Origin of the sequence: Paenibacillus sp. AR247 (genome assembly GCF_002968895.1) — a bacterium.
GTDB lineage: Bacteria > Bacillota > Bacilli > Paenibacillales > Paenibacillaceae > Paenibacillus_AQ > Paenibacillus_AQ favisporus.
On sequence record NZ_PCZT01000012.1, the window covers coordinates 566,914 to 570,757 of the forward strand.

Annotated in this window: 5 protein-coding genes and 1 pseudogene; 5 read left to right on the top strand and 1 reads right to left on the bottom strand. The window is 52.0% G+C overall.

What is annotated here, in order from left to right; genetic code table 11:
* From qcrB to CPT76_RS42280, 5 genes and pseudogenes are all read left to right on the top strand, one after another.
* Nucleotides 1-404, top strand: a pseudogene (gene qcrB, locus CPT76_RS24250) (menaquinol-cytochrome c reductase cytochrome b subunit); the annotation flags it as partial.
* Between the two features lie 19 nt (nucleotides 405-423).
* Nucleotides 424-1,299, top strand: a complete 876-nt coding sequence (locus CPT76_RS24255; RefSeq protein ID WP_105444695.1) for a menaquinol-cytochrome c reductase cytochrome b/c subunit — start codon at nucleotides 424-426, stop codon at nucleotides 1,297-1,299.
* A 152-nt stretch (nucleotides 1,300-1,451) separates the two neighbouring features.
* Nucleotides 1,452-2,075 carry a DUF1405 domain-containing protein gene (locus CPT76_RS24260; RefSeq protein WP_105444696.1) on the top strand — a complete coding sequence of 208 codons (624 nt, stop codon included), beginning with the start codon at nucleotides 1,452-1,454 and terminating at the stop codon, nucleotides 2,073-2,075.
* A 61-nt stretch (nucleotides 2,076-2,136) separates the two neighbouring features.
* Nucleotides 2,137-2,883 (top strand): sporulation protein YpjB, encoded by a 747-nt coding sequence (locus CPT76_RS24265; RefSeq protein ID WP_105444697.1) that lies wholly within the window; start codon nucleotides 2,137-2,139, stop codon nucleotides 2,881-2,883.
* A 13-nt stretch (nucleotides 2,884-2,896) separates the two neighbouring features.
* On the top strand, nucleotides 2,897-3,016 hold the full coding sequence (locus CPT76_RS42280; protein ID WP_374954729.1) for a sporulation protein YpjB: 120 nt from the start codon (nucleotides 2,897-2,899) through the stop codon (nucleotides 3,014-3,016).
* 85 nt (nucleotides 3,017-3,101) lie between these two features.
* On the opposite strand, the gene CPT76_RS24270 is transcribed toward CPT76_RS42280, so the two are convergent.
* Nucleotides 3,102-3,844 (bottom strand): YitT family protein (locus CPT76_RS24270; RefSeq protein ID WP_105444698.1); only part of this gene is annotated, 743 nt, incomplete at its 5' end.

The following is a 3,844-nucleotide window of genomic DNA, read 5'->3' on the forward strand; positions in this document are numbered from 1 at the left end:
GTCCGCGGTATGCATCACTGGGGGCGAGCTTGGTTATCGTTATGATGTTCCTACATACCATGCGCGTGTTCTTCACAGGTTCCTATAAGGCGCCTCGCGAAATGAACTGGGTTGTGGGTATGCTGATATTCTTTATCATGTTGGGCTTGGGCCTGACAGGCTATCTCCTTCCATGGGATAACAAGGCCTACTTTGCAACAAAGGTTACGTTGGAAATTGCGAATTCCGTTCCATGGCTTGGACCAATCATTAAGGAATTCCTGCAGGGCGGTACAATCGTAGGCGCCGAGACGTTAACGCGTTTCTTCGCACTTCACGTCTTTTTCCTCCCGGCCGTGTTGCTCATTCTTCTGGTCGGACATTTTATCATGATCCGCAGACAGGGCATTTCCGGTCCACTATAATAAGAAGGGAGGAATATCGATGGCACACGGAAACAATTCAAAAGAAAAAGTGGTGTATGTAGGCGACTCGCGCGTCCGCAAAGGCAACGGGTTCATTACGCCGCCGGACTACACGTCATATCCAGGTAAATCGGAAGCGTTTATCCCTAACTTTCTTTTGAAAGAATGGATGGTCGGTGTTGTTGTACTCGTCGGATTTCTCGTACTCACCATTGCGGAGCCTGCTCCACTTTGGTTTCCTGCGAACCCGAGCGCGTCTATTATTCCAATGCCTGACTGGTACTTCTTGTTCCTGTATCAATACCTGAAGCTGCCATATGCATCTGGTGATTATGTCGTGTTAGGCGTCATCGGGGTGAGTGGTGTAGCATTTGGTTCGTTGCTATTGGCACCGTTTCTGGATACAGGCAAAGAACGCCGCTTCTATCGTAGACCGATCGCATCCTCGTTGATGCTGCTGTCTTTGATCGCCTGCGTTTATTTAACAAACAGCGCATGGCATCACTACAAAGAAGAAATGGCTGCAACCGGTCAAATTCCGGAGAACATCCAGCGTGAAGAGAAAGCTGCCGAAAACAAGGCAAAAGGGCTTCCAACGACCAGCGCGAACCAGCAAAAAGAGATTGCGATCGTCGATAAAGAAGATCCGGCAATGGAATCTTATAAAAAAGCAGGCTGCATTACCTGCCACGCAGCGGATATGAAAGGTGCTGCGGGTCCGTCTCTCCGTGGAGTCGGCGACAAACATAACAAAGAAGACATTCTGAAAATCATCAAAGAGGGCTATGAAGGAAAGATGCCTGCCATGTACGACTCAGCAATCGCTGCAGGCCTGACCGACAAAGACATCGATCATTTGGCAGAATGGCTTTCGAAGCAAAAGGCAGAGCAATAAGCGGCCATACTTATGAAAACCTGATCGTATTTACGATCAGGTTTTTTTAAGAGGTCAGAAAGTACGGCTTACATGCTAAAAACACGATGAACGAAGCTCAATAGCCCAGCTTTAGCGGCAAAGGGATCGTGGGAGTACAAGGAGGGACAAGCGTGTCGATCGCTTATTTCTGGAGCCGTTCGCTCCTCGGAAACCGGGGATTTTTATGGCTCCTGTTATGGTGCAACCTGCTCGGAACAGTATACGGTTACTATTGGTATGCGGAACAAATGGAATATACCGTGGCGAACAATCCCTTCTGGCAGGTCATTTTCGTTCCGGACAGTCCGACGGCAAGCTTATTTTTTACGATCGCAATCTATATGCTGCTGTATCCGCCTAAGACGAAGTTCGGCTACGGATTCCGGCTGCTGATTGAGGCGCTGGCCGTCGTCACGTCGGTGAAATACGGCATTTGGGCGGTGAGTATCATATTTGCCGGATATGCACAGGGATCCCCGCTGGTATGGCAGGACTGGATGTTGGTCATCTCCCATTCGGCGATGGCCATTGAAGCGCTGCTGTACGTCCGCCTGTTCAAGTTAGGCGAGACGATGCTGATTCCGGCTGCGGCCTGGACATTCCTGAACGATACGGTGGACTATACATACGGGGTATTTCCTTGGCTGCCCGTTCAGCTGATGGACGATATCGCGAGCGTACAATATTTTACTTTCGGTTTGACGCTGTTCAGCGCGCTGCTGGCTTGGCTTGTCATCAGACAGGCAAGGCGCTGACTTCAAGTTCAGTTCTAGGGACATCCCTTCTGCCATACATATACGGTAGGAGGGATGTCCCATGTTACGTAGAGGCACGGCTGCCAGGTGGAGCCTGGCGGTCATCATGGTGCTGCTTGGACTCGGCTGCAGTCTATCCTGGGTGGCGGCGGACGCCGATACGCTGTCGGCTGCAGGAGGCTCAGGTGGGAATGCGGAGGCGGTGAAGCAGGCGGAGCAGCTCGATATGCTGGCCGACTCGCTATATCAGCATGTACTGGAAGGTAACATCAATCTCGTCCGGCAGGAAATTCTGCAGGCCAGCGATATATTTGAGCATTCTTCCTTTCAAGGCTTGACGAGTGTGGAAGGATTTCATGCTTTGTCGGAGAGCTTGGTGGAAATGAAGGAAGCGACGAATCAGGCGCAAATCCAGCAGGAACAATGGCAGACCGCTTCGGCCAAATTCCGGTTGGCCGCGGACAGCTTAAGTCATCCCAAGCAGCCGATGTGGATGCAGTACTACAAGGTGCTTCGTGAGGATCTGAGCGAAATGAAGGCCCGAGCGGCCGCTGCCGACTCCCGGGGGATGAAAGCGGCTTACGAGAGCCTGCTGAACCATTATGAGATCATTCGCCCAGCCGTGATCATTCAGCGTAAGCCGGAGGAAATCACAGCAGCGGATGCCTGGGTATCTTATGCAGGCGGCTTGGTTCAGTCTTCATCGTCCTCGGCAGCCGAAATTCAGAATGTCGTGACTTCCGGCGAGGAAGTGTTTAACGGCTTATTCGGTAGAAAAAAGACGATAACCCGGCATTGCCCCCATTGACGAGGTCAACGGACTGTGGCCGTGGACCTTCTGGGCCGGCTCGTTTATCATCCTGATCCTGACTTATACCGGCTACCGGAAATATAAAGGGGAGCGGGACAGCTTTAAAAGCGTGAAGCCCAAAGAGTTGTAGTTCATATGGGTACTGGGCCGCATTTGCTGTCCATTGGAAAAGCCCGCCAGCTTCAAGAGCCGGCGGGCTTTTTTTGTGCTTCCGATTATTCTTCCTTAAAACCTTCGCCGTGAACGTCATGCACATCACTAATGATGACGAATGCCCGCGGGTCCACCGATTTCACAATATCGTTGAGCCTGCGGATCTCCTGGCGTCCGACGACGCAGTAGGCCATATGCTTGGCCTGCTTAGAGTACGCGCCAATGGCCGGAATCAGCGTAACGCCCCGCTCCATCTCGACCGTGATTTGGTCGGCGATTTCCTGGGCGTGGTCGCTAATAATCGTAAAGGCTTTGGCTGCATAGGCACCTTCCTGGATAAAGTCAATCACCCTGGAGGCGATGAAGACGGCTACGAAGGTGTACAGGATCCGCTCTCTAGGGATGAAGAACAGGGAAGCCCCGATAATGATAATATCGATCACGAGGATGACCCGTCCCATGCTCCAGCCAAATCGCCTGTTGCAAATGCGTGCAATGATATCGGATCCGCCGGTCGTCCCGCCGAAGCGGAATACGACGCCCAGTCCGGCTCCGAGAGTGACGCCTGCATACAGGGAAGCCAATATGTAGTCTCTTTCCGTTTGAAACGGCGTGATCCACCCGGTATCAATCAGCTTTTCGATGAACCACAGAAAAAACGTCAGCGATGCGATCCCGACGCCCGTATAAATCATCTGTCTGCCGCCAAGGATTTTCCAGCCGAGAAGGAAGAGCGGGATGTTCAGCACCAGAGTCGACAGGGACGGCGGAATGGAAAATGCATAATTCAGGAGGACCGTTACCC

What these genes read in the sequence shown, in the direction of transcription:
- CPT76_RS24255 (WP_105444695.1), top strand. Translation starts at nt 424, where the DNA reads ATGGCACACGGAAACAATTCAAAAGAAAAAGTGGTGTATGTAGGCGAC.
- CPT76_RS24265 (WP_105444697.1), top strand. Translation starts at nt 2,137, where the DNA reads ATGTTACGTAGAGGCACGGCTGCCAGGTGGAGCCTGGCGGTCATCATG.